21 protein-coding genes and 1 riboswitch are annotated in these 20,994 nt (G+C 70.7%); of the genes, 14 read left to right on the plus strand and 7 right to left on the minus strand.

From position 1 onward, the window contains the following. Nucleotides 1-37 precede the first annotated feature (37 nt). Nucleotides 38-916, plus strand: coding sequence for an SDR family oxidoreductase (locus WH85_RS06240; RefSeq protein ID WP_045740732.1), 879 nt, complete (start codon nucleotides 38-40; stop codon nucleotides 914-916). On the opposite strand, the gene WH85_RS52170 is transcribed toward WH85_RS06240, so the two are convergent. From WH85_RS52170 to WH85_RS06255, 3 genes are all read right to left on the minus strand, one after another. Then, the gene (locus tag WH85_RS52170) at nucleotides 917-2,329 is read right to left on the minus strand and encodes a ricin-type beta-trefoil lectin domain protein (protein ID WP_157410808.1); all 1,413 of its coding nucleotides are present in this window, start codon (nucleotides 2,327-2,329) and stop codon (nucleotides 917-919) included. It lies immediately after the preceding gene. Nucleotides 2,330-2,437: 108 nt separating this feature from the next. Next, nucleotides 2,438-3,070, minus strand: a complete 633-nt coding sequence (locus tag WH85_RS06250; RefSeq protein WP_245673843.1) for a SprT-like domain-containing protein — start codon at nucleotides 3,068-3,070, stop codon at nucleotides 2,438-2,440. Nucleotides 3,071-3,263: 193 nt separating this feature from the next. Then, complete coding sequence (locus WH85_RS06255) at nucleotides 3,264-3,794, minus strand: TlpA family protein disulfide reductase (protein WP_211275295.1); 531 nt, start codon at nucleotides 3,792-3,794, stop codon at nucleotides 3,264-3,266. A gap of 1 nt (nucleotide 3,795) precedes the next feature. Here WH85_RS06255 and WH85_RS06260 point away from each other — a divergent pair, with 1 nt between their 5' ends. Then, entirely contained in the window at nucleotides 3,796-4,284 is a 489-nt protein-coding gene (locus tag WH85_RS06260) for a GNAT family N-acetyltransferase (protein WP_245673844.1), read from the plus strand. 178 nt (nucleotides 4,285-4,462) lie between these two features. On the opposite strand, the gene WH85_RS06265 is transcribed toward WH85_RS06260, so the two are convergent. Then, nucleotides 4,463-4,777 carry a DUF4240 domain-containing protein gene (locus WH85_RS06265; RefSeq protein WP_169792417.1) on the minus strand — a complete coding sequence of 105 codons (315 nt, stop codon included), beginning with the start codon at nucleotides 4,775-4,777 and terminating at the stop codon, nucleotides 4,463-4,465. Nucleotides 4,778-4,859: 82 nt separating this feature from the next. Further along, nucleotides 4,860-5,219, minus strand: a complete 360-nt coding sequence (locus tag WH85_RS06270; RefSeq protein WP_045740736.1) for a DUF2203 domain-containing protein — start codon at nucleotides 5,217-5,219, stop codon at nucleotides 4,860-4,862. Between the two features lie 178 nt (nucleotides 5,220-5,397). Here WH85_RS06270 and WH85_RS06275 point away from each other — a divergent pair, with 178 nt between their 5' ends. From WH85_RS06275 to WH85_RS06295, 5 genes are all read left to right on the plus strand, one after another. Further along, nucleotides 5,398-5,976, plus strand: a complete 579-nt coding sequence (locus WH85_RS06275; protein WP_045740737.1) for a sugar O-acetyltransferase — start codon at nucleotides 5,398-5,400, stop codon at nucleotides 5,974-5,976. Nucleotides 5,977-6,013: 37 nt separating this feature from the next. After that, nucleotides 6,014-6,571 carry a TetR/AcrR family transcriptional regulator gene (locus WH85_RS06280; protein ID WP_045740738.1) on the plus strand — a complete coding sequence of 186 codons (558 nt, stop codon included), beginning with the start codon at nucleotides 6,014-6,016 and terminating at the stop codon, nucleotides 6,569-6,571. A 35-nt stretch (nucleotides 6,572-6,606) separates the two neighbouring features. After that, nucleotides 6,607-7,839 carry an MFS transporter gene (locus WH85_RS06285; RefSeq protein WP_045740739.1) on the plus strand — a complete coding sequence of 411 codons (1,233 nt, stop codon included), beginning with the start codon at nucleotides 6,607-6,609 and terminating at the stop codon, nucleotides 7,837-7,839. 130 nt (nucleotides 7,840-7,969) lie between these two features. Beyond that, nucleotides 7,970-8,272 carry a hypothetical protein gene (locus WH85_RS06290; RefSeq protein ID WP_045740740.1) on the plus strand — a complete coding sequence of 101 codons (303 nt, stop codon included), beginning with the start codon at nucleotides 7,970-7,972 and terminating at the stop codon, nucleotides 8,270-8,272. A 135-nt stretch (nucleotides 8,273-8,407) separates the two neighbouring features. Further along, nucleotides 8,408-9,595, plus strand: a complete 1,188-nt coding sequence (locus tag WH85_RS06295; RefSeq protein ID WP_045740741.1) for a pentapeptide repeat-containing protein — start codon at nucleotides 8,408-8,410, stop codon at nucleotides 9,593-9,595. Here the strand turns inward: WH85_RS06295 and WH85_RS06300 are convergent. Continuing rightward, a complete protein-coding gene (locus WH85_RS06300) occupies nucleotides 9,580-10,470 on the minus strand; it encodes an aminoglycoside phosphotransferase family protein (RefSeq protein ID WP_052720192.1) in 891 nt (296 codons plus the stop codon). The two genes, WH85_RS06295 and WH85_RS06300, sit on opposite strands and share 16 nt — an antisense overlap. A 642-nt stretch (nucleotides 10,471-11,112) precedes the next feature. Between WH85_RS06300 and WH85_RS06305 the strand changes: the two genes are divergently transcribed. Further along, nucleotides 11,113-12,909, plus strand: coding sequence for a PAS domain S-box protein (locus WH85_RS06305; protein WP_083448827.1), 1,797 nt, complete (start codon nucleotides 11,113-11,115; stop codon nucleotides 12,907-12,909). A 176-nt stretch (nucleotides 12,910-13,085) separates the two neighbouring features. Next, complete coding sequence (locus WH85_RS06310; protein WP_045740742.1) at nucleotides 13,086-13,925, plus strand: ATP-grasp domain-containing protein; 840 nt, start codon at nucleotides 13,086-13,088, stop codon at nucleotides 13,923-13,925. Between the two features lie 126 nt (nucleotides 13,926-14,051). Here the strand turns inward: WH85_RS06310 and WH85_RS06315 are convergent, their stop codons facing one another. After that, on the minus strand, nucleotides 14,052-14,558 hold the full coding sequence (locus WH85_RS06315) for a LysM peptidoglycan-binding domain-containing protein (protein WP_052720194.1): 507 nt from the start codon (nucleotides 14,556-14,558) through the stop codon (nucleotides 14,052-14,054). A 55-nt stretch (nucleotides 14,559-14,613) separates the two neighbouring features. Next, a riboswitch (cyclic di-AMP (ydaO/yuaA leader) is annotated at nucleotides 14,614-14,788 on the minus strand. Between the two features lie 329 nt (nucleotides 14,789-15,117). On the opposite strand from WH85_RS06315, the gene acpS reads away from it, so the two are divergent. The 5 genes from acpS to WH85_RS06340 are packed head-to-tail and all read left to right on the plus strand — an operon-like array spanning nucleotide 15,118 to nucleotide 20,972. Next, nucleotides 15,118-15,486 (plus strand): holo-ACP synthase, encoded by a 369-nt coding sequence (acpS, locus tag WH85_RS06320; RefSeq protein WP_045740743.1) that lies wholly within the window; start codon nucleotides 15,118-15,120, stop codon nucleotides 15,484-15,486. Beyond that, complete coding sequence (locus tag WH85_RS06325) at nucleotides 15,483-16,718, plus strand: beta-ketoacyl-[acyl-carrier-protein] synthase family protein (protein WP_045740744.1); 1,236 nt, start codon at nucleotides 15,483-15,485, stop codon at nucleotides 16,716-16,718. Before acpS ends, WH85_RS06325 begins: the two co-directional genes overlap by 4 nt. Then, nucleotides 16,715-17,980, plus strand: coding sequence for a beta-ketoacyl-[acyl-carrier-protein] synthase family protein (locus tag WH85_RS06330; protein ID WP_045740745.1), 1,266 nt, complete (start codon nucleotides 16,715-16,717; stop codon nucleotides 17,978-17,980). Before WH85_RS06325 ends, WH85_RS06330 begins: the two co-directional genes overlap by 4 nt. Next, entirely contained in the window at nucleotides 17,977-20,208 is a 2,232-nt protein-coding gene (locus WH85_RS06335) for a beta-ketoacyl-[acyl-carrier-protein] synthase family protein (protein ID WP_045740746.1), read from the plus strand. The genes WH85_RS06330 and WH85_RS06335 overlap by 4 nt, the downstream gene beginning before the upstream one ends. After that, nucleotides 20,205-20,972 (plus strand): SDR family NAD(P)-dependent oxidoreductase, encoded by a 768-nt coding sequence (locus WH85_RS06340; protein WP_045740747.1) that lies wholly within the window; start codon nucleotides 20,205-20,207, stop codon nucleotides 20,970-20,972. The genes WH85_RS06335 and WH85_RS06340 overlap by 4 nt, the downstream gene beginning before the upstream one ends. Nucleotides 20,973-20,994 lie beyond the last annotated feature (22 nt).

The raw sequence follows: 20,994 nt of genomic DNA on the forward strand, positions 1-20,994 counted from the left end.
GATGGGACAAGAGTCCCATCACTTGTCGGGAGTTCCCATGCACGTCTTCGTCACCGGCGGCACCGGCCTGGTCGGATCCGCCGTCGTCGCCGAACTGCTCGGCAACGGCCACACCGTCCTCGGCCTGGCCCGCTCCGACACCTCCGCGCAGGCACTCGTCACGGCCGGCGCCACGGCGCTCCGCGGCGGACTCGCCGACCTCGACGTCCTGCGCGACGGCGCCGGCCGCGCCGACGGCGTCGTCCACCTGGCCTTCGGCAACGACTTCAGCAGTGCCGAGGCCCTTGCTCGTACGGTCGCCGAGGAGAGCGCCGCCATCGCCGCGATCGGCGAGACCCTGACCGGCAGCGACCGGCCGTTCGTGGTGGTCGCCGGCACCCCGGCCGTCCCCGGCCGCCTCGCCCTCGAATTCGACCCGCAACCCACCGACGGCCCGGTAGGCGGCCGGGGCATCGCCGTCGCCGGGGCCCTCGCCCTGGCCGGCCGCGGGGTCCGCAGCGCCGCGGTCCGCCTGCCACGGACCGTCCACCACCACGGCGACGGCGGCTTCGCCGGAATGCTGACCCACATCGCCCGCCGGTCCGGGGTCTCCGGATATCCCGGTGACGGCACCCAGCGCTGGCCGGCCGTCCACGCCCGCGACGCCGCCGTCCTGTTCCGGCTGGCCCTGGAGTCCGCCGCACCCGGCACCGCGTGGCACGCCGTCGCCGACGAGGGCGACACGGTACGTGCCATCGCCGAGGTCATCGGCCGCCGGCTGGGCCTACCGGTCCAGTCCGTGCCGGTGGAGACGTACGGGCCGCTCGGCGCGATCTTCGCGACCGACCAGCCCGCATCCAGCGCCCACACCCGCGACGCACTCGGCTGGAAGCCCGTACACCCGAATCTTTTGGAAGATCTGGAACTGTTGTCCTGATCAGCCCTTGACCCACTTCTGGGTCTTCGCCGCCGAACAGGCCTTGAGCTGAAGTGCGGCGCCCCTGTCGGCGATGTCTACGCACTTGCCGGAGGAGACGTTCACCAGAGCGCCGGAACTCTTCAGGGTGAAGCGTTGCACCGGGTTCCGGCTGCAGGTGGCGAGCTGGATCCGGGTGCCGTCGGTCAGGGCGCCGCCGGCCGGGTCCATGCACAGGCCGAGAGCGCGCAGCGTGCCGTCGGACTTCGGCACCCAGCGCTGCGCGGCCGAACCGTTGCACGTCCAGGTCTTCAGCAGGCTGCCGTCGACGGCCTTGCCGCCGGGAACGTCGATGCACTTGGCGCTGGACGCCGACTTGAGCCCGCCGGCCGGAGCCGCGGTGGTCGTGACGGTGGTCTTGCCGGGGCTCGGCGTGGTCTTGCCGGGGCTGGGCGTGGCCTTGACGGTGGTCTTGCCGGGCGTCGGCGTGGCGGTCACCGGCGCCTTCACGTCGCAGTCGGCGGCGACCACGGTGTCGGTGTGCCTGGTGCCGCCGTTGCGCAGCGCGGTCACCGCCGAGGTCGCCTGCGCCGGGGTCAGCACCCGCCTCTCCGCGTGATAGACGTAGTCGACCAGCTCGCGATAGGTGCTCGTCCCACTGCCGGCCCGGTGCCCGGTGAGATCGATGAACCACTGGTTGAAATTGATCGACATCCGCTGTCGCGGATAGAACCTTCCGCCGTGCGTGGCGACGACTTCACCGTCGATATAATAGGTGACCGTTCCGTTGCCGACGGTCGCCATCACGTCGTGCCAGCCGTCGAGGCTCTTCGTCTGCTGATCCGACTGGGCGTCGGACTTCCACGGATCGACCTGATAGGTGTGGTAACTGGTCTCGAAGTTCGTCGCACCGCTGGTGCCCCAGCCACCGTTCGGCAGATATTCGGAGAAGTCCAGCTCGCTGTAATCCGGGTCGTTGTCCCGGGCCAGCGGCGAGATCGCGAAGAACGTCTGGTTCAGGACGTCCCCGTCCGGGCCACTGACCGGGGTGTCGGCGAACCGGATCCGCGCCAGGTAGGTGCCCTCCATGAACCGCAGCCCACCCAGCACCATCTCGGCATGGCTCGTGCCGGCCGCGGTGCCGTCGGTCGACGCGGTGAGCTGAGCGACCTTCTGCCCGTCGACGGTCGGGAAGGCGACGTTGCCGGGTTTCCACGCGGCGCCGGACACCCCGGGCGCTCCGGTGGAGCTACGCAGCGACCAGCCCCGGCTCTTCAGCTTGGCGTCGCTGGTCGAGGCGTAGTCGAAATCGTCGAAAAGCGTGCCGCAACCGGTCGCGGCGGAACTGGTCGCCGCATGCGACAGGCCGAACGCGGCGAGACCGGCGGTGACCGTCCCGACAACCGCGCCGATGAGAGGTTTCCGACGTTTCATGGTGCTGCTCATTCCTGCATAGCGGGTGGAACCACCCGACCATAAACGGTCGTCCGCGCATTCCGAAAACAAAGACGAACGGAGCCGTAAAGGAATCTCAACAGACCCTTAAATGTGCTCGACAGCGGTGAACGGCGCGTTCAGCACCCCCGCCGCGGTCCGCACCTGATAGCGGCTGCGGCCCCGTTTCACGATCGTCCCGCTCAATCCGCCGTACCGTCCGCTGCCGGTGAGGCGTACCCGATCGCCGACCTCGAGCGGAACCGGCGCCGCCTCCACCCGGGTGTGCAGCCGGGCCAGCTCGGCCTCGTAGTCCGGGTGCATCGGCGCCGGACGGCCGTGATGGGTCCACTCGATCAGGGCGGCCAGGTCGAACCGCGGCGAACACCTGCGGCACGACTTGACCCGCATCGGACGGCGATGCGCGGTGGTGCGGTGCCCGGCCGGGCAGACGCCGACCCAGCTGCCGTCGACCCGAGGTGCGTCCTCCGGCACGCAACGCGCGCCGGACGCCCCGATCCGCTGGGCGGTGGCCCGCCACACCGCGTCGTGACCGTGCCGCGGGCCCGCGAGCGCGTGCGCGATCTCGTGCAGGATCGTCTCGCGGACCTGGTCCGGCGAGTACAGGCCGATCAGCGGGCGGGACAGCCCGATCTCCTTGCGGTCCGACCGACACACCCCGGCGCGGCTCTTCGCGTTGTCGAACACCAGACGCCAGCCGCGGAGGCGATGCTGAACCATGAGGGAGGTGGCGAGTTCTCGAGCCTCTGTCAGGTCCAACCGTGCCGTCCTCGTCAGTCATCAGGTGCTTCGAGCGTACCCATGGCAGGGTCTGCTGCAATGACGACGCCCGGTCCGGGGTGTCGGCGGCGGTGAGGCGGCAGCCGGACTCGTCCCGTTCCTCCGGACCGGTCCCGCCGCCACGGTGACGGCGTCATCCACGCGGCGACGGTGGTAGCAGCCGCCTGATCAGACCGGTGACGGTGCCGTCGTCGAACCGCCCGAACTCGTGGAACCGGATCATCCCGTCCTGATCGATCAGAACGGTCGTCGGCGTGCCCTTCATCCGGTACCGGTCGAACGTCACCGGCGACTCGATCTCCCCGTCCCACCGGTGCGCGTCGACGGCCACCGGAAACGTGATCCGGCTCTGCGCCAGGAACCCGCCCAGATGCGCGGGCGTCATCTCCGTGTGATTCTCGAAGACGGAATGCAGCCCCACCGTTACGACCCGGTCCCCGCGGAGGGCCCGGTCCAGCCGGACGGCCTGGGGCAGGCTGTGCTGAAGACATCCCGGGCACAGCATCTGGAACACCTCGAGCAGAATCACCCGTCCGCGCAGGCCGTGCAGGGTCAGCGGCGCACTGTTGAACCATCGAGTGACGGTCCACTCCGGCGCCTGCACGGCAGCACCCTGTCCCAGCACGCCACCCTCACCGCCGCTCGCCCGAGGCGCCGTTCCCATCGTGCGCGCCGCTGTTCTCCCGCTCGAACAGATCCCGCCAATCAACCGAGGAGCGAATCCCGTGGGCTACGATCCCGGCGTTCGGCTGGTGCCCCGTTTCCCCGTCGACGACCGGCAGCTCAGCGCGCTGCATGCCCGGGCGTTCGGCGATGCTCCGGACGAGGTCCAGCCGTGGGCTCAACGCTTGGAGAGGCACGCGCTCACATGGGTGGGTGCCTTCGACGACGGCGAGTTGATCGGATTCGTCCAGGTCTGCTGGGACGGCGGTAAACACGCGTTCCTGCTCGACACCGCGGTCGCCCCGGACCGCCGGCACCACGCTGTCGGCACCCGTCTTGTCCAGGCCGCGGCTGACGAGGCGCGCGCCGCGGGTTGCTCATGGCTGCACGTCGACTTCGAGGCCCCGCTGCGGCACTTCTATATCGACCGCTGCGGTTTTCGAACGACCCGTGCCGGGCTGATGAGCCTGCCGGTCGTCGCCACTGCGTGACCCGCCGGATCGTGGTCGCTGCCTTCGCCCGTCAGCCCTCGTCGACATCCCATCCTGCGGCGTTCGACATCCGCTCAAGCGGAAACTCGTTCTGCTGCACGAATGCTCGTCCGGTTCGCGCCTCGTATGCCACGGCCGCGAGATAGAGCAGTCCTTCCCCGGCCAGCTCAGGCCGGACTTAGGTCTCGAATCCGGTCCGGCCCTGCAGCACGGAGTGGTACTCCCGGAGACCTGCCAGTACGCAGGCGCATCTCGCGTACAGAAAATGGTCCTCGGTCTGCGGCAACATGCCGACGCCCGGCACGCTGACCTGGATCTCGGCGAACGGTCGCCGGTCCAGCTGGAACAGGTATTCCCGAAGTTGCCCGTCGAACCGCACGATCGCCATCGGCGACGCGCCGTCCAGCCGCTTGCCGATCTCGCCGAGGCGCTGGGACACCGCAGCTGCGTCGCTCAGCGAACCGTCACCGATGACCGCCCAGAAATCCAGCATCAAGCCCTCGCTCGGCATGACGGGTCTGCCTCTCCGTGGTGAGCCCTGCAGCCATGATGTAGGCGAGCGGGATGTTCGGGGATCACAGCGGGCGGCGGCCGGCGAAGCCCAGGTCGGTGCGGTGGTACCAGTCGATGCCGGTCTCACCCTCCAGCCAGCACCACAGCACCGGCACGCCGTCCAGCTCACCGGCGAAGTCGACGAGCAGCGGCGCGATGCCCTTCAGCTCGGCACCGGTCTCCTGCACCTCGGTCATCAGCTCGTTGAGCCGCGCCTCGGCCGCCTTGCGTTCCGGTAGGCCGCCGAGCAGGCTGGGTGCGCCGCCGACCGCGAGCGCCGCGGTCAACTCGACCATGTCCGCGCGCCGCGCGACGATCTCCCGCAGGATCGGCTGGAGCCGATCAAGCTCCGCGCGGGCTTCCGCGAGCGTGAACAGTGCCATGTGCGGGATTTTGTCACCCGTTCCGGAGGTACGGCCATCCGCCCGTCCCGTCGCCCCCGGAGACCCCGAGCGGCCGCGGTCAGGCCCCGGTCGCACGTCCCGCGGAAGCGTCACGTGGCCGCGGTCATCCGGTGAATCAGCGCGCCGCGCCGGACCGCTCATGTGTACGCTCGTACACATGACGGAGTCTGACAGCCGCACCATGCGGGAGCGGATGCTCGCCGGTGACCTCTACATCGCCGACGACCCGGAGCTCGGCGAGGCGGCGCTGCGCGCGTTCGACCTGATGGACGAATACAACGCCACCCCCATCCGCAACAGCGACGAACGCCGTCGGCTGCTGAGCGACCTGCTCGGCGCGGTCGGCGAAGGTGTGGAGATCCGGCCGCCGCTGCGGGTCGACTACGGCACACACATCCGGGTCGGCGCACGGACGTTCGCGAACTTCGGCCTGGTCGCGCTGGACGTCGCCGCGATCACCATCGGCGCGGACGTGCAGATCGGCACCAACGTGCAGCTGCTCACCCCGACCCACCCGATCGCGCCGGGACCGCGCCGCGACAAGTGGGAGGCCGCCAAGCCGATCACGATCGGTGACAACGTGTGGCTCGGATCCGGCGCGATCGTGCTGCCCGGCGTCACCATCGGCGACAACACCGTGGTCGGCGCGGGCGCCGTGGTCACCAAGGACCTGCCGGCCAACGTGGTGGCGGTCGGCAACCCGGCCCGGATCGTCCGCACCATCGACGAGGAGTGACCGCCGAACCGTTTCTTCGCACCGGGCGGTACGACCCGTGACCGCCGAGCCGTCCCGTCGCGCCCGGCGGCACGACCCGGGACGCCGCGACCGGCTGATCGACGCCGCGCTCACCGTGATCGCCGACAAGGGCGTCGCCGGCACCACCCACCGGGAGATCGCCCGGGTCGCCGACGTGCCGCTCGGGTCGATGACGTACCACTTCGACTCGCTGGATCAGGTGCTCGCCGAAGCCTTCACCCGGCACGCCGAGCAGGCCGCGACCGTTTTCGACCAGCGGCTGGGCGCGGCCACCGACCGGGCGGGCGCGGTCGAGGCGGTGATCGGCCTGGTCCGCGACGACCTGATCGGCTCACCCGGCGACCTGATCCTCGCCGTCGAGCTGTACGTGGCGGCCGCCCGCAACCCGGCGTTGAAGGCGGTCACCCAGGCCTGGATGCAGCGCAGCCGCGACGCCCTGGAACGTCACTTCGACCCGGCCACCGCCCGCGAGGTGGACGCGCTGATCGAAGGCCTCGTCCTGCACAGCGTCCTGTCCACCGACCCGATGACCCCCGACCAGATCCGCCACGCCATCGAGCGTTACCTGCGCTGACCCGTTATTTTGATCGTCCCCACCTGGAGATCCCCTTGACCGCCTCCCTCGCGGCCGCCCCCACCCGGCAGCTCCGGCAGGCCCGTGCCGCCGTGGCCGCACTGTTCCTCACCAACGGCGCAGTCTTCTTCAACATCGTCCCGCGGTACCCGGAGATCAAAGAGTCGCTGGGGGTCGGCAACGCGGTCCTCGGGACGGCGCTCGCGGCGTACCCCGTCGGGGCTTTGATCTCAGGATTGTTCGCCGCGGTGGTGATCCGGCGCTATCACTCGGCGCGGGTCGGCGCCTTCGGCATCGTGCTGACCACCCTGATCACGCTGGCGATCCCGGCCGCGCCGAACTGGATCGCGTTCGCCGGGGTGCTGTTCCTGGTCGGCTCCCTGGACTCGGTCGTGGACGTCGCGCAGAACGCGCACGGGCTGCGGGTGCAGCGTTCGTACGGGCGATCGATCCTCAACTCGCTGCACGGCGTGTGGAGCATCGGCGCTGTCATCGGCGGGCTGATGGGTTCGGCCGCAGCCGGGCTTCATCTGTCGCTCTCCGTGCACCTGGCCATTTCAGCGGTGACGTTCAGTCTGGTCGCGCTGGTTGCTTACCGTTTCCTGCTCAGCGGCCCCGACGACGCGGACCGTGACTCCTCTCCGGTCTCGTCGGGATCCTCTACGTCCTCTTCGTCTTCTGCGGGTGGTTGGCGTCGGTACAGCGGCACGGTCGTTCGCATCTTGGCCGCGCTGAGTGTGCTGGCCGCGTGCGGTGCGCTGGTTGAGGACGCGGGAGCGTCGTGGGGCGCGCTGTACCTCAGCGACTATCTGAACGCGGCCGCCGCCACCGCGGGACTGGCCGTCGTGGTCTTCCAGGCGGCGATGACCGCCGGACGTCTCGCCGGCGACCGCGTGGTGGACCGTTTCGGACAGCGGACGGTCGCCCGCGTCGGCGCCGCGCTGGCCGCCCTCGGCATGGGCGGGGCCCTGGCGTTCCCGACGGTGGCCACCGCGCTGATCGGGTTCGCCCTGGCCGGCCTGGGGTTCGCCACGCTGGTGCCGGCCGCCATGCACGCCGCCGACGAACTCCCCGGGCTGCCGCACGGCACCGGCCTGACCATCGTGAGCTGGCTGCTGCGGGTCGGCTTCCTGGTCTCACCGCCGCTCGTCGGCTTCGTCGCCGACCTGACCAGCCTCCGGGTCGGCCTGCTCACCGTCGTGGTGGCCGGTGTGCTCACCTTCGTGTTCGCCCGGGTCCTCAGCGTGCGGCAGGCTGTCGCCCGCTGAAGTTGTCACACCCCTCGTCCATCACACCGGCCCGTCACCCGGGCTGGTGAACGCCGGCCGGACACACCGCCCCGGCGTGGGCCGCCGATCATCCTGACCGGAGTCCATTCGTCCGGCCCCCGGAGGTCACATGTCGGTCATCATGGTTCTGCGCCTGGACGGCGATCCCGCCGCCCTCGAACGGTTCGCCGCCGCCGAACCGGAGCTGATGGACGGTATCGCCGAGGCGGGCAAGGCGCTCGGCTGCACCCGGCACATGTTCGCCGCCGGGAACGGCGAGGTCATCGTGATCGATGAATGGCCGGACGAGGCGGGTTTTCATCAGTTCTTCGCCACCCAGCCGGACACCCACCGCCTCGTCGAGGCGGCCGGCGCGACCGAGCCGCCGCGGATGACCTTCTACCGGCGGCTGGAGACACCCGGCCAGTTCTGATCCGCAGGCAGGCTCTGGAATACGAGACGGTCGCCACCCTGCGCGCGGCGCCGGAGGCGGAGATGGAGCGCCGCCCCGGCCGTGAGTGCAACGGGTCACATCGGACGGTGGCTGATCGTCGATTACTGTGAGTGTGTGAGTTCGGGTGATCACCAGCGGGCGGCGGAGTATGTCGCCGTGCTGCGGGACCAGGGCGGTGACGGTGCGCGTAAGCGGGCCGCGGTGCGGGCGCTGACCGCTCTCAAAGGTGTCGAGCTGGATCTTTCCGGTGCGACGCTGCGTGACGTGGACTTCGCCGGTGGGCGGTTCGGGGCGGTGAACTTCGCCGACGCCCGGTTCGAAGGGCGGACCTCGTTCGCCGGGGCGGTGTTCGACGGGGAGGCGATCTTCGCGCGGGCCGTGTTCGACGGGGAGACGCATTTCGAGCGGGCCCGGTTCGACACTCTCGCGGTGTTCGGGCGGGCCCGGTTCCATGGTGAGACCTCGTTCGCCGGGGCCGAATTCCGGGACATGGCCTGGTTCGGGCGGGGCGAAGAGGAGCTCTGGGAGGACGACGAGGCCTGGGACACGGTCGACGACATCCGGCCGCAGCCCTGGGACGAGCTCAACGAGGCCGACCCGCGGTGGCCGGTGGCCGTGGTGATGGGTGAGTACCAGGGATATCTCGAGGGCGGCGACGGTGTGCGTTTCGGGGCGCCGGTGTCGTTCCGGGAAGCCGTGTTCGCGGGGACGGCCTGGTTCGGCAAGGCCCGGTTCGCAGCGGCCGCGGACTTCCGGGACGTCCGGTTCGGTGGGATGACCCATCTGGATTCACCACAGGTCGAGCTGCAGGGGGCGCGGACAGCCGCTGACGACGTGACCCTGCCGTGGGGCTGGGAGGTGCGCGACGGCGTGATCGTTGCGGGACCGGAGTGGGAGCTGCGCGCGGACCCGGAGGCGCTGGCCGAGATCGGGGATGCGGACCCGGGCCGGCGCCAGGCGGTGGTCGACGCGGTGAGTGCTTTCCTGCGTACCCCGCTGCGGTTTGATCTGACCGCGCGGCGGACCGCTGAGCAGGACCGGCAGATCGAGGCCCGCCGGAGGGCCCAGCGGGTGATCGCGGCGCGGCTGCGGCCCGGCCGGTGGGAGGGGCTGCACCTGCGGCTGTCCGGGGCCACCCTGATCGATGTCGACCTGACCGGCTGCGCGGGCGGTGTGGCGCATTTCGCCGGGGCGCAGTTCCACGGCACGACCGTGCTGGATCCGGCGGGCTGGGATCGGCTGGTGCTCGATCTGGGCGCCGGTCGGGGGACGGCGACCTTCCACGATCAGCCTTCCAGATAGCCGCCGAGGTATCGCAGGGCCGCGGCCTCGTCGGGGCCGTCACCGTGCGGGCGGCGCAGGTCGGCGGTGAACGCGGCGACGTCTGCGAGGATCCATCCGAGCTGGTAGAACGCGACCGGGGACGGTTCACGGACCGGCGTCGCGAGGTCGGCGAACGCGTCGGTGAGCATCCACAGATCCCGATCCGGTGGGGCGATCCCGACCGTCGTCCAGTCGATCAGTGTGAGGCCGTCCGCGGTGCGCAGCACGTTGCCGGGATGTGGCTCGCCGTGCGTCACCACCCACGCGTCCGGTGGCGGAAGCGTCGCCGTGAGCCGATCGAAATCGGCCAGCCAGCCGTGGAGACGGTCGGCGTGACGGCGCAGCAGGGCACGGGCGGGTTCGGCCTGCGGACCGGACGTCCACGGACGATCCGATTCGGCCAGCGCGGTCAGGAGATCGTTGCGTCCGGGTAGGCGCAGGTCGATGCACGGCGCCAGGTGCGCGACCCTCGGCGTGGACCGGTGCAGTTCGGTGAGCATCGCGGCGATCTCGGGACGGTCCTCCGGCGGATGCGGACCGAACTCTCCAGCAACCCCGTCCACCAGCGGAAACGCTGCCATGATCCACCCGGGGGCCACCGGCTGCAGGATGCCGCCGTCCCGTGTGGGCAACGGCGCCAGCACGAAGTCGAGCCGCAACGCCCGCGCCGTCTCCAGCGACCGGCGCACCGCCGCCGACTCCCGGTCGACCTTCAGAAACAGTCCATCGGCGGTCCAATGGTGGCTGCCCGCACCCACCGGCAGATAGTCCGCCCGCCCGGCGTGCACACCCCATCCGGCGGCCAGGGCCGCGAGCACTGCGGCGTCATCGACGTCCTGCGGCGGCTCCAGCATGTCGTCACATTAGGGGGTACGCTGCGCGCGCCCCGTCCGCCGTCGATGGGATGCGACGATGCGGCCTCGTCAAGGTCCGGGTCTCCGCTTCGATGTGAGAGCACGCCGTCGCCTGATCGTGCCCGCTCCGCCGCTCCCCAGGTGGCATCGGCTGGTTGTCCGGGCCGGGCGCTGGCCACCCGTTCTGGTGTGCGGCGGCGACGGTGGCCGCGAGCACGGTCCGTCCGCGAGTCGGAAACGACCGTGGGCGACGGTCGGCAGTCGCGCGATGCCGCCCAGCCTAAGTTGACCTTGGACGTGGCCCCACGCTGCGACAAACGGCTGAGCCGCGCTGATGCGACCGTCACCGTCACCGGTCACCGCCAACAGCCGACGAATCGCTACGGCGAAGGGGATCGCATAGTTGCTGGTCACGGCTTGATCAACTTCTAAGCCGCATTGCACGGTCGCCGCCTGGCGGCCCGCTGGGGGAGGCACGTTCGATACAGGGCACAGTCTTCCGGTGTTCCGCGGCGCCGATCTGTCTGAGGATATGCTTTTCTGGAATCGCGGACGCGGGAGATTCCGTAGGGTAGATTTTCTCCACTGCCAGCCTCTGCGGGGCCGCCTGGCGGAAATCCTCACAGTATTGCATTCAGCTTGATGTGGAATCGCCGGGAAGTGCGGTCGGCGCGACCGGTCAGGGGGATCGAATTGTCCGGTTCACGGCGGCGAAAATCGAACAGGGGATCTACCAGGGTCGGCGATGCCCTTTTCGAGCAGCTCATCGACTCCGCTCCTGATGCGATGCTCGGGGTCGACCAGGAGGGAGTCATCGTCTTCTCCAACAGGCAGGCCTCCCACCTCTTCGGATACGATCGGGGCGAATTGGCGGGACGGCGCGTCGAAATCCTTCTTCCCGAGCACATGACGCAGAGGCATCGTGCCATCAGACAGCGCTATTTCACCGCTCCGGAGCATCGTGCCATGGGTGGGGGAGAGCCGCTTCTCGCGCGGCGCAAGGATGGCACCGTTTTCCCGGCTGAGATCAGTCTCAGTGGTCTGAGTACGGATTCCGGACTTCTCGTCTCCGCTGCGGTCCGCGACGTCAGCGAACGATTGAGAATGGAATCAGAAAGGGAACGACTCCGCGAGGAGGCCGAGGGGGAGCGTCTGCAGAACCAGTTGCAGAGGGCTCAGAAGATGGAGTCCCTCGGCCAGCTCGCCGGGGGCATCGCGCACGATTTCAACAATCTTCTCTCCATCATCATGAACTTCGCCGAGTTCATCACCGACATCTCCGCCGAACGCCTGGCCTCGTCCGGGGGCGATCCGGCGGACGTCTCCTGGCTGCACGACCTCCACCGGGACGGGACGCAGATTCAACGTGCGGCCCACCGTGGTGCGAGCCTGACCAGGCAGCTTCTGGCCTTCGCCCGGCAGGATGTCGCCCGGCCCGTCGTCGTCGACGTCTCCGAGGTGGTACGAGACGTCGAGGCGATGTTGCTCCGTTCCCTCGGTGAGCACATCGTCCTGAACACGCGCTGTTCCGCGGAATGCAAACCCGTCCTCATCGATGCGGGACAGTTGGAACAGATTCTGGTCAACTTGGCCGTCAATGCGCGTGATGCGATGCCGGACGGTGGCGGTCTGATCATCGAGACGGCGGATGTCGTGGTCGACGGGGAGTACGTGTCCGGTTTCCCCTCGTCGACGCCGGGAGAATACGTCCGGTTGAGGGTCAGCGACACCGGCACAGGAATGCCTCGGGAGGTGATCGATCGGGTTTTCGAGCCGTTCTTCACCACCAAGGCGCCGGGGCGCGGCACCGGTCTCGGCTTGGCCATGGTCTACGGCATCGTCACGTCTGCGGGCGGCACCGTCGGGATCACCTCCGATGAGGGCGTCGGGACCACCATCGACATCATGCTGCCGGTCACTGAACGTCCCGCGTATGCCCTCGCGGCCGACGAGACTCCCGTCGATCTTCACGGGTCCGGTCAGACGGTGCTCCTCCTCGAGGACGAACCGGCACTGCGCCAAGTGTGTCGACGGCTTCTCCTGGCCGCCGGTTACCGTGTCGTGGCTCCTGAAAGCACCGCCGAAGCGGTCACCGTGGCATCGGAGCCGGATCTGTCGGTCGACCTGCTGCTCACCGACGTGGTGATGCCGGGGATCTTCGGATCCGAGCTCGCTGGGCGGATCCGTGCCGTCCAGCCGCATGCCCAGGTGTTGTTCATGTCCGGGTATGCCACCCCCTTCCTTGCGGACAAGGGTTTTCTCGACCCGGATACGAACCTGCTCGAGAAACCCTTCACCCGTACTGAACTGCTCACCGCGGTTCGGCACGCCGTCAGCCGGCATCGTCCGGCCACGCCGTCTCTGGCGTTGCATGCCGCGGTCCAGGGTACGAGGCCGGGCTCCCCGCGATCCCTTCTGAGGGAGGCGCCCATCGCGTGAGGGGCGGCGCCGCCCACGGCGATCGACGCAGGGCTCAGACCGAGGCGCCCATCGCGTGAGGGCGGCGGTGGAGCGGTACGGGGTGACTCCGCGTCGAGGGCGGGTGTGCTGGCGGAGGGTGCACGGCCGGGTGGGTTCAGGGGGGTGCGGAAGGCGGGCCCTGGCATGATCTCGGCATGCTGCTGGTTCCCTGCGACGTGTTGCGTCCCCGACGGCCTGATGAGCATTTCGCGGGGGAGGCGGCGGCCGCCCGGGCGGCGGGGATACCGGTTGCGGTGGTCGATCACGATGCGCTGACCCGGGGCACGGCGCAGGCCGCGGACGCCGCTGTCGCGCGGGTGCCGGCGGGGGACGGCGCCGTCTATCGCGGATGGATGCTGCGGAGTGGGGATTACGCCGGGTTCGCGGCGGCTCTGGAGCGGCGTGGGGTGCGGTTGCGGACCGGGGCCGAGGATTACCGGCGGGGGCACGAGCTGCCGGGGTGGTATCCGGCGGCGCAGGACTGCACGCCGGAGAGTGTGTGGACCGAGGGGGACGGGCGGGACGGGTTCCTGGAGGCGTGCGCGGGGCTCGGCAAGGGCGCGGCCGTGCTGCGGGACTGGACGAAGTCGATGAAGCACTATTGGGACGAGGCGTGTTTCATCCCGGACGTGACCGACGTCGACGCGGCGTGGCGGGTGGCCCGGCGGTTCCGGGAGTTGCGCGACGACGAGTTCACCGGCGGGTTCGTGTTGCGGCGGTTCGAGGATTTCAGTGGGGCTGAGGCCCGGACCTGGTGGGTGGACGGGGAGTGCCGGCTGGTCAGCGCACACCCGGATTCGCCCGACCGGCTGCCGGGTGACGTGGACCTGACCGTGGTGGCGGCGGCGATCCGGGAGTTGGCGTCGCCGTTCGTGACCGCGGATCTGGTGCGGCGGACGGACGGCCGCTGGCGGCTGGTGGAGATCGGGGACGGGCAGGTCAGTGATCGCCCGTCCAGTGCGGACGCGTCCCGGCTGATCCGGGCGATCATCTGAGGAGAGGCGATCATCTGAGGAGAAGAGAAGGCGGGCGGGGAACCCGGGGGAGTGGCGCCCCACCCGCCGACGTCACAGAGAACGACGTCACGAAGTCGACGTCACGAAGCGGACGTCAGAACACCGTCAGAGCCGGATCCGCTGACCGGTGAAGATCAGACTCGGGCTCTTCAGACGGTCGTCGTTGAGGCGGTACAGCGTACGCCAACCGCCTTTGACCTTGAATTTCTTGGCGATCGACGCGAGTGTGTCGCCGGAGCGGACCACGTAGGTCTTCCCGGTCGCCTTCACCGTGGTCTTGGTGGCCGTCTTGCGGGCGGTGACCTTCGTGGTCGTCTTCTTGTAGACGCCGGCCTTCTTGCCGCACACCGGCCAGGGGCTCAGTCCGCGCTTCTTGTACAGCTTCTGTGCGATGGCGATCTGTTCGCTCTTGCTGGCCTTGTTCGCGGTGGCGGCGTACTTGCCGCCGCCGTTGGACTTCCACGTGCTGCGGCTGAACTGCAGGCCACCGTAGTACCCGTTGCCGGTGTTGATGTGCCACCGGCCGCCGGACTCGCACTGGGCGATCTTGTCCCAGTTCACCGTGGCGGCGTTCGCGGGGGCTGCGCCGGTCAGGACGCCGGCTCCGGTCACGCCCGCGGTGATCAGAACCAGGGCAAGGCGCGTTCGTCTACTACCGATCCGAGACATGGGTTTCCTCCACGCCTACGAGGTGAGCTGTCGGGTTCGGGCAGAGTGGCCCGGCCGGTGCATCACGCGGCTTCACCCCGAGGCGCGTCGTCACGCGCCGAGAATCCTGGGTCCCCCGCTCCTGCCGTCGAGTCGCGTCCGGGGGCGGCGGCAGGATTCGGCGATCCGCCCTCGGTGCCCGCCGTACTGCGGGACGGCCACGACGGTAACCACGTCGATGTGCCGGGTGCCAAGCTCACGGTGGTCGATAGTGACGTTCTTCTCAGTATTCGCCCGATTTGATCTTATTTACGGAGTGATAAAACGGGTATCAGAGAAATCAGCGAAATGTCGGCTATACCGGTGAAAGTTATTGTTGTCAGCTGAATGACCAGCTTGCACCGGGCTGAAGTTTTGCTGTGAGCGATGCGAGGTGGAAATTTCCGGCTTCGCCGTACAACGGCCCGCGGTCGAGCGTTCAGTGCATGCAGCACCGAATCGAACCGTAGAGCGAGGCAAGAACGTGGTGGGAATCGACATCGTCCAGGTGTCGCGGCTGCGCCGTCTCCTGACCGAGCACGCGACCGCCGACATCGACCTCTTCACCCCGGCCGAGCGGGACTACTGCGGGGCGAAACGGGACCGTTACCCTCATCTGGCCGCCCGCTTCGCCGCCAAGGAGGCCGTCCTCAAGGCCCTCGGCAGCGGCCTCGGCCCGGCGATGCGCTGGACCGACGTGGAAGTGGTCAACGCAGCGCTCGGCCGCCCCTCGGTACGCCTGCACGGTGCCGTCCGCGCCCTGGCCGACGCCCGCGGCTGCCGCGTCGAGATCACGCTGTCGCACACCGGCGACTACGCGGTCGCCCAGGCGATGCTGGTCGGCGCCGCATGAACCGGGTCGTGGTCACCGGGCTCGGCGCGGTCACGCCGCTGGGCAACGACGCCCCGTCCACCTGGGCCGGGCTGGCCGCCGGCCGCAACGGGGTGGGCCCGCTCACCTCCTTCGACGCCCGGTCCTTCGACGTACGCATCGCCGGTCACGTCCGTGACTTCGCCGCACCGGAGGGCGTGCCCGGACGCCACCTCTCCCGGGCCGCCTCGTTCGTGGTGGCCGCCGCCCAGGAGGCCGTCCAGGACGCCGGCGACGGGGTGATGGACGGCGACGCGTACCGCTGCGGGGTCGCGCTCGGCGGGACGGTCGGCCGTCCGGAGCTGCAGGAGGCCGTCGACATGGCGTACCGGCTGGTGCGCAGCCGGGGCGCGGACATCCCCCGGCAGAGCCCGCGGGACGTGCTGCTGCGCAGCCAGAACGTGGCGCTGTCCTGGGTCGCCCGGCTGGCCGGGGCCGCCGGTCCGATGATCAGCGTCAGCACCGCGTGTGCGGGCTCCGCCCACGCGGTCGGCGAGGCGTACCGGCGGATCCAGGAGGGCGACGCCGACGTGATGCTGGCCGGCGGCTTCGACGCGCTCACCACCTGGATGGACGTGCTCGGGTTCTCCCTGCTCGGGGCGCTGACCACGGAACACAACAACGAGCCGGAGGCGGCCTGCCGGCCGTTCGACGCCACCCGCACCGGGTTCGTCCTCGGGGAGGGCGCAGCCGTCGTCGTGCTCGAGGAACGGGAGGCGGCCCTGGCCCGGGGCGCGGAGATCAAAGCAGAGCTCGCGGGGTACGGGTCGACGCTCAACGCGTACCGGATCACCGATTCCCCGCCGGACGGCGGTGGCGCGATCACCGCGATGCGCGACGCCATCGCCGACGCGGGGCTGGACCCGCGGGACATCGACTACATCGCCGCGCACGGCACCGGCACACCCGGCAACGACGCCAGCGAGACCGCCGCGATCAAGGCGCTGTTCGGGGCGTACGCCCACGAGCTGTCGATCAGCTCACCGAAGTCGATGACCGGTCACCTGACGTCGGCGGCCGGCGGGGTGAACCTGATCGCCGCGATCGGCGCGCTGCGCGAGCAGCTGGTGCCACCCACCGTCAACCTGCGGCACCCGGACCCGGAGCTGGACCTGGACTACACCCCGAACGAGGCCCGCGCCCGGCGGGTCCGGGCCACCCTGGTCAACGCGTTCGCGTTCGGCGGCACCAACGCGTGCCTGGTGCTGCGATGAGACGCGTCGTGATCACCGGTGTCGGACTGCTGACCGCGGCCGGCACCGGCTGGGAGCAGAGCTGGGCGTCGATGCTCGCCGGGCGCAGCGCGATCGGCCCGATCAAGGGGTACGACGCGTCCTCGCTGGAGATCCGGTACGCCGCCGAACTGCCGGACTTCCACGCCGGTGACTACGCGCCGCGCCGGATGCTCAAGGCGACCACCCGCAACGACCAGCTCGCCATCGCCGGTGCGGTGCTGGCGGTCCGGGACGCGGGCGGGGCGCTGGAGAGCTGCGACCCGGAGCGGGCCGCGGTGTTCGTCGGCGGCAACAAGGAGGTGTCGAACCCGGACCACTTCCTGGAGGCCTGCCTGGTGGCGCGGACCGCCGACGGCACCGCCGACCACCTGCTGCTCGGCGAGAACGCGCGCTCGGCGTTCTATCCGCTGTTCTACGTCGAAGGACTGCAGTCGGCCGCGCTGTTCCACATCTCCCAGCTGTTCGGGGTACGCGGTGCCAACGCGTACTTCCACGGCACCGCGGACGCCGGGCTGACCGCGATCGGGCGGGCGTTCCGGTCGATCCGGCGCGGCGAGAGTGACGTGGCGATCGCCGGGGGCTTCGACGACGCGGCGTCCTGGTGGACCCTGTCGAAGATGGAGGGTCTGGGCGTGCTCTCCACCTCCCGGGAGGAGGACGCCTTCCGGCCGTACGACACGGAACGCTCCGGTTCGGTCCTGGGTGACGGCTCGGCCTGGCTGGTGCTGGAGGAACACGGGTCGGCGACCCGTCGCGGCGCCCGGGTGCACGCGGAGGTCACCGGGTTCGGCAGCACCTTCGACGGCACCGGCCTGCTGTGCCCGGCCCCGGACGGCGCCCCGCTGGAGGCCGCGGTGCGGGCGGCGCTGCGGGAGGCCCGGCTGGACCCGTCCGACGTCGGGTACGTGGCCGCGCACGCCTGCGCCACCGGACTCGGTGACGTCTCCGAGGCCAGGGCTCTGGCCGGGGTGTTCGGCGCCGGCGGTCAGCCGCCGGTGAGCGGCGTCAAACCGGTCACGGGTCATCTCGTCGCGGGTGCCGGCGCGCTGAACGCCGGGGTGGCCGCGCTGGCCGTCGGCACCGGGGCGATCCCGCCGACCGCGAACCTGCGCCGCCAGGACCCGGAGTGCCCGTTGACCGACCTGCCGCGGACCGCCCGCCAGACGCCGGTACGCCATGCGGTGGCGATCGCCCGGGGCCTCGAGGGCCAGCAGGTCGCGCTGGTGGTGGGCGCGCCGTGAACTGGGACCGGGTCGCCGTCGCCGGACTCGGGGCGGTCACCGCCCAGGGACCGGCCGCCGCCGACCTCTGGGAGGGCGCCCGCGCGGGCCGGGTCCGGATCCGGCCGCTGGAGGGCTACGGCGGTTCCTACATCGGCGGCGAGGCGGACAGTTCCCCCGCGGCCCGCTGGGAGTACCAGCGCCCGTCCGGGTTCCGCGAGCGGGCCCTCGACTTCGCGCTGATGGCCACGGCGGAGGCGTTCGCCGCCCTGCCCGCCGGTGCGGTGGCCAGCGAGCGGATCGGCCTGGTCCTCGGCACCTGCAACGGCGGTCTGCTCTCCGGCCGGGCGTGGCTGCGCGACCGCGATCCGGAACTGGCCCGGCTGGTGACGCCGCAGCCGATCGCCGAGCGGGTGGCCACCGCGTTCGGGATCACCGGGCCGGTACTCGCCCTCAACACCGCCTGCGCGTCCGGCGCCAACGCCATCGGGCTCGGCGTCGACCTGCTGCGGCTGGGCCGGGCCGACGCGGTGCTGGCCGGCGGCGCCGACGCGCTGCCGGACGTGGTGCTCGCCGGGTTCAACGCGCTCGAGTCGCTCTCGCCGACACCGGCGGCCCCGTACTCCGGCAACCGGGAGGGTCTCTCGCTGGGCGAGGGCAGCGGCATGGTGCTGCTGCTGCGCGCCGCGACCGCGGACCGGCTGGGACTGCCCGCGGTGGCCGAGATCCTCGGGTACGGGCTGTCCGCCGACGGGTTCCACCCGACCGCGCCGCGTCCGGACGGTTCCGGGGCGGCCCGCGCGATAAAGTCCGCGCTGCGACTGTCCGGTGTGCGGCCGGAGCAGGTCGGCTACGTCAACGGGCACGGCACCGGGACGCCGAAGAACGACGTGGCGGAGACCCTGGCGATCCGGGCGGCGTACGGCGAGGCCGCCGACCGTCTGCTGGTGAGCAGCACCAAGTCGGTGATCGGGCACCTGCTCGGCGCGGCCGGCGCGGTCGAGGCGATCGTGACCGCGCGGGCCCTGGCCGACCGGGTGGCGCCGCCCACCGCGAACTTCCGGGAACGCGACCCGGAGTGCGATCTGAACTACGTCTTCGACGGCGCGCTGCCGTTGACCACGGACGTGGCGGTGTCGAACAACTTCGCGTTCGCCGGTGCCAACGCGGCCCTGGTGCTGGCCCGGCCGGGGAGGGTGGCCGCGCCGCCGGTCCCGGTGACCGACGAGGTGGTGATCACCGGCACCGCCGTGCTCACCCCGTCCGGGCAGAGCACCGACGAGGTCCGTGCGGCCTGGCGGGACGGCCGGACGCCGGACGACCCGATGCTCGACCTGGACGTCGACCCCTACCTGAGCCGTAAGGAACGCCGCCGGATGGACCGGCTGAGCATGGTCAGCGTGGTGGTGGCCGCCCGGGCGCTCGCCGATGCCGGCCTCACGACGGGCACCGAGTCGGTCGGGGTGATCTTCGGGACCGGCACCGGGCCGATGGAGGCGATGGAACGGTTCAGCCTGCCGGTGCTCACCGAAGGACACGCGGCCGCCGACCCGGGCGTCTTCCCGAACACCGTCTACAACCAGGCCGCCGGGCAGATCGCCCTGCACCTCGGCCTGTACGGGCCCACCTCCACCCTGACCGTCGGGCACGCCAGCGGGCCGGCCGCCTGCATGTACGCGACCGACCTGCTGCGGATGGGCCACGCCGAGACGCTGCTGTGCGTGGCCACCGACGTGCTCACGCCGTCGGTGCGGTACGCGTACGCCTCCTCCGGTCTGGACCTGACCGTGGTCGAGGGCGGTGTGGGTCTGGTCCTGGAACGACGGTCGTCGGCGGAACACCGGGGCGCGCGGATCCTCGGCACCCTGGCCGGCAGCGGGATCAGCAGCGGACGGGTGGGACGGGAGCCCGGCAGCCGGCTGGGCGACGCCACCTTCCGGGCGATGAGCGCGGCTCTGGCCGAGGCCGGTGCGCAGCCGTCCGACGTCGGCTCGGTGTGGCTGGCCACCACCGGCCGGGGTGCGCTGGCCCGCCCGGAGTCCCGGGCGCTGCGGCGCCTGTTCCCCGGGGGCGGTCCCGAGCTGCTCTCGCCCCGGCGGGTCCTCGGTGATCCGGTCGGGGCCGGCGGCGCCCTGTGCACGGCGCTCGCCCTCCAACACCCGGGCCGTCCCGGTCTCGCGGTGGTCAACAGCACGTCGATCGGCAGCACCGAGATCAGCCTGGTGCTGCGCAGGGAGGTCCGAGGATGACCATTTCCGGTCAGGTGGCGCTGGTCACCGGTGGTTCCCGCGGCATCGGCGCCGCCGTGTGCCGCCGGCTGGCCCGCGACGGTGTGGCGGTGGCGGTGAACTACCGCAGTTCCGAGGGGGCCGCCAAGTCCGTGGTCCGCGACATCGAGGAGCACGGTGGCCGGGCGATCACGGTGGCCGGGGACGTGGCCGACGCGGGCGAGGTCGGCGCCATGACCGAGCAGGTGATCCGCGAGCTCGGCGGCCTGGACATCCTGGTCAACAACGCCGGTGTCAGCCAGGACGCGCTGCTCTACGACATGGCGATGGACGCCTGGCTGGACGTGATGCGGGTCAACTTCGGCGGGGTCTTCCACTGCACCCGGGCGGTGTTGCCGCACCTGATGGCGAAGGGCGCCGGTGCGATCGTGAACGTCTCGTCGGTGATGGGCGAACGCGGCTGGATCGGCGAGTCGAACTACGCCGCCAGCAAGGGCGCGGTCAACGCCTTCACCCGCTGCGCGGCCCTGGAGGCCGCCCGGTTCGGTGTCCGGGTGAACGCGGTACTGCCCGGGTTCGTCCCCACCGACCTGGTGTCCGCCCTGGTCGAGGGGGACGGCGGCAAGAGCATCAGAAAGCAGATTCCGGCGCGCCGGCTCGGTACGACCGAGGAGATCGCGGACGCGGTCCGGTTCCTGGCCGGGCCGGAGTCGTCGTACATGACGGGCTCGCTGCTCACCGTGGACGGCGGCGCGGCGGCCGTACTCGGTGCGGGCCGTCCCTGACAACAGAGGCCTCGGCGTGGAC

The organism is Actinoplanes rectilineatus (assembly GCF_000962825.1).
GTDB lineage: Bacteria > Actinomycetota > Actinomycetes > Mycobacteriales > Micromonosporaceae > Actinoplanes > Actinoplanes rectilineatus.